At 66.3% G+C, this 3,412-nt stretch carries 4 protein-coding genes; 1 reads left to right on the forward strand and 3 read right to left on the reverse strand.

What is annotated here, in order from left to right:
- From I0Q12_RS28065 to I0Q12_RS28075, 3 genes are all read right to left on the reverse strand, one after another.
- Nucleotides 1-837: mycofactocin-coupled SDR family oxidoreductase (locus I0Q12_RS28065; protein WP_197256794.1), on the reverse strand; the 837-nt coding region annotated here is incomplete at its 3' end.
- A 59-nt stretch (nucleotides 838-896) separates the two neighbouring features.
- Nucleotides 897-2,177, reverse strand: a complete 1,281-nt coding sequence (locus I0Q12_RS28070; RefSeq protein WP_197256796.1) for a cytochrome P450 — start codon at nucleotides 2,175-2,177, stop codon at nucleotides 897-899.
- A gap of 32 nt (nucleotides 2,178-2,209) precedes the next feature.
- The gene (locus I0Q12_RS28075) at nucleotides 2,210-2,410 is read right to left on the reverse strand and encodes a ferredoxin (RefSeq protein WP_197256798.1); all 201 of its coding nucleotides are present in this window, start codon (nucleotides 2,408-2,410) and stop codon (nucleotides 2,210-2,212) included.
- Between the two features lie 141 nt (nucleotides 2,411-2,551).
- Here I0Q12_RS28075 and I0Q12_RS28080 point away from each other — a divergent pair, with 141 nt between their 5' ends.
- Nucleotides 2,552-3,169 carry a TetR family transcriptional regulator gene (locus I0Q12_RS28080; RefSeq protein WP_197256800.1) on the forward strand — a complete coding sequence of 206 codons (618 nt, stop codon included), beginning with the start codon at nucleotides 2,552-2,554 and terminating at the stop codon, nucleotides 3,167-3,169.
- Nucleotides 3,170-3,412 lie beyond the last annotated feature (243 nt).

Genomic DNA, 3,412 nt, shown 5'->3' on the forward strand with positions numbered 1-3,412 from the left:
CTTCAGGGTGCTGCCTGCATCCACCGTGAGCGTGAGCCCGGTGACGTAGCGGGATTCGTCGGAGGCCAGGAACAACACCGCGTTGCTGATGTCCTCCGGTTCCACCCAGCCGATCGGCAGGACGTGCATCATCTGGGTGACGACCTTCATGTCCTCCGGCCCCGGGTTCTCGAGGTCGGGGCGGAACATCTTCATCGTCTCCTCGTTCATGAACATCGGGGTGTTCACGTTGGTGGGGTGGACGGTGTTGACGCGGATGAAGTGCTGTCCCAGTTCGACGGCGAACGTGCGCATCAGCCCGACCACGCCGTGCTTCGCGGCGATGTACGGCCCCATGGTCGGGTAGGCCTTCAGCCCGCCCACCGAACTGGTCAGGATGATCGAACCACCGTTTCCTGCCGCAATCATGTGCGGCACAGCGGCTTTCACCGATTTCCACACACCGGACAGGTTGATGTCCATCATCTCCTGCCAGTCCACCTCGTCGGTCTGGTCGAGGCTGAAGCCGCCGGTTCCGATCCCCGCATTGGCCGCGACGATGTCGAGCCGGCCCAGCTGTGCGACGCCGTCGTCGACCGCGGCCTTCAGCGCGTCGAAGTCGCGGACGTCCACCTGGGCGCTCACGATGCGACGGTTCAGGCCCTTGACGAGCTCCACGGTCTCGGCCATGTCGTCCGGGGTGGACGGGGCGATCAGCGCGCCTTCCCGGATCGGACCGCAGATGTCGATCGCGATGATGTCGGCGCCTTCCTGCGCCAGCCGCACCGCGTGGCTGCGTCCCTGCCCACGGGCCGCGCCCGTGACGAACGCGACCTTGCCTTCTACTCTCCCTGCCATGGAATGCCTTTCGTGTTGCGCCTCGAGCGGCCGCTCGAAGCGATGCCGGGGGTTTGCCGCTAGTTCGACGGGGTGAACTCGATGTGGAGTTCGGTGAGTCCGCGCAGCAGGAACGTGGGTTCGTAGGTGTACCGGCGGTCGGTCGCCGGCCCGTGCTCGGTTTCGGAGAGCCGGATCTCGCTCATCCGATCGAGCAGGCGATTGAGGGTGATCTGGCCTTCGATGCGGGCCAGCGGTGCCCCCGCGCACGTGTGGAGTCCGCGGCCGAACGCGATGTGGTCGTGGGCGTTCGGCCGGTCGAAGCGGAACTCGTTCGGATCCTCGAACTTGCGCGGATCACGGTTCGCGGCCGCGAGACTCAGCATCACCACGGTCCCGGCCGGGATGTCGACATCACCGATCGTGGTGGTCTTGCGGGCGAGGCGGAAATCGACCTTCGTCGGGCTGTCGAAGCGGAGGGACTCCTCGATGAAGGGCCGGATGAGGCTGCGGTCCTCACGCAGGATCTTCTGGTATTCCGGTCGCTCGCCGAGGACCCGCAGTGCCGAGCTGAGCAGCTTCGTCACGGTCTCCTGACCGGCCGCGAACAGGAAGGTCGCGGGTCGTACGACCTCGATGATCTCGGGGATCGAGCCGTCCGGGTAGGTAGCGGTGGCGAGGCCGCTGAGGATGTCGCCCCGGGGCTCGCGTCGCCGCTCGGTGAGGTAGCCGCTGAAACGATCGTCCAGGTATTCGAGCGGATTGATACCGACCGGCTCGCCGTCGAGGGCGCCGACCCGCGCGCCGGGCCGTGCGTCCGCGCCCAGCGCCCGCCGGAACTCGTCGCGGTCCTCCTGTGGGACGCCGAGCAGATCGGCGATGGCCAGCGTTGCAAAGGGTTTGGCGTACTCGCCGAGGAATTCACAGCGACCGTTGTCCATGAATTCGTCGAGTTGCTCGTTCGCGAGTGTCCACAGGTACTCCTCGTTCTCCTTCAGGCGTTTCGGAGTGAGGAGCCGGCCCAGCAGCGCGCGGGCCTTCGTGTGATCGGGCGGATCCATCGTGACGAGGTGCTCGAAGATCGGGAACTGGTGACGGTGCGCTTCGATCTGCTCCGTGATGTCGTCGCCTTCGGGCACGAACGGCAGCGGGGGGAACGGCCCGCCGATCGAGTTGACCGCCGAGAGGGCGTCGCTGTTCTTGAAAGCCTCGACCACCTCCTGGTGGCCGGTGACGACCACGACGCCGTAGTGCGGTTCGCGGTAGACCGGGCTTCGGTCCCGGAGCTGATCGAAGTACTCGAAGGGGCTTTGTGCGACCTCTCCGTCGGAGAAGTAGTCGACTGATGCGAGATCGGTCATCGGAATGCCGGCCTTTCGGTTCGTGCGGGTGGCTACGTCTCGGTGATGCTGACGGCCTGGCGCGGGCAGGCGCTGGCGGCGGATTTCACCTTGGGCCACAACGCTTCCGGTGGTGATTCGTCGCAGTGGGCGAGGTCGTCGTCGCCGAGGTCGAAGACCTCCGGTGCGATCTCGGTGCACAGGGCGTGCGCCTCGCAGAGATCGTGATCGACGTGCAGTCGTATCGGTGGCATGGGTGCTCCACAGGGTGAGTGCGGGCTGGAACCGGCGGCGTGGGCGTTTCCGATCGGCCCGTCGCCGCGTCGGAGCCGAGTAACCTTGTTACTGGGCATACGATAACCGGGTTACCACTATGCGGCAAGGAAATTCACAAAATGGAGAATGCTGATGTGGAGGGCGGGGTCGACCGGACCTCGGACCGACTCCTCGACACCGTCGTCGAACTCCTCGAAAGCGGGGGATACGACGCGGTCCAGCTACGCGAGGTGGCGCGGCGCGCCCGCACTTCGCTGTCGACCATCTACAAGCGCTACCCGACGCGCGACGAGCTGATCCTGGCCGCGATCGAACGCTGGATGGCGGAGAACCACTCCGGCATCGTCAAGCAGAGCCGCGACCCGGGCGAGCCGTTGCACCCGGCGATGATGCGGGTGATGCGGGCGATCTTCGAACCGTGGGTGCAGCACCCGGCGATGCTCCTCGCCTACTTCCGGGTGCGGACCGCGCCCGGCGGCGAAAACCTCGCCCTGCGGGGTTTCGACGTCGTCGTGCCCGTCGGCCAGGCGGTCCTGTCGGACGTGGACCCCGACTTCGTCGCCGAACTGGAATCGATCCTGTCGAGCCTCGTCTACGGGCTGGTGGGGCGATACCACGACGGGCACATCGCGATCACCGACATCATCCCCACGATCGATCGCACCGTCTTCTGGCTCACGACCGGATACGAATCGACGCTCCGGAACGGGAACCCGGTGCCCACGCGAGCGGAATGACCGCCGGAGCGAACGGGGTCGTGACGGCGGACACTGTGCTCCGACGTCGTGTCGTAGGGGACTCCGGGCACGTCCTACCCTGGTAGCCATGGCAGCACCCGAGCTCGCGCAGCCCGAATCCGAACCCACCTCCGCCCCACGATCGGGCACGACTGCTCTGTATGTCGTGTTCGGCGTCATTTCGGCGATCGTCGCGGCGATCGTGGTCGGACTGTCCGCGTCGCAGGCGCTCGTGCTGCTCGG

The sequence above is a fragment of the Rhodococcus sp. CX genome, from assembly GCF_015865005.1.
Lineage (GTDB): Bacteria > Actinomycetota > Actinomycetes > Mycobacteriales > Mycobacteriaceae > Rhodococcus.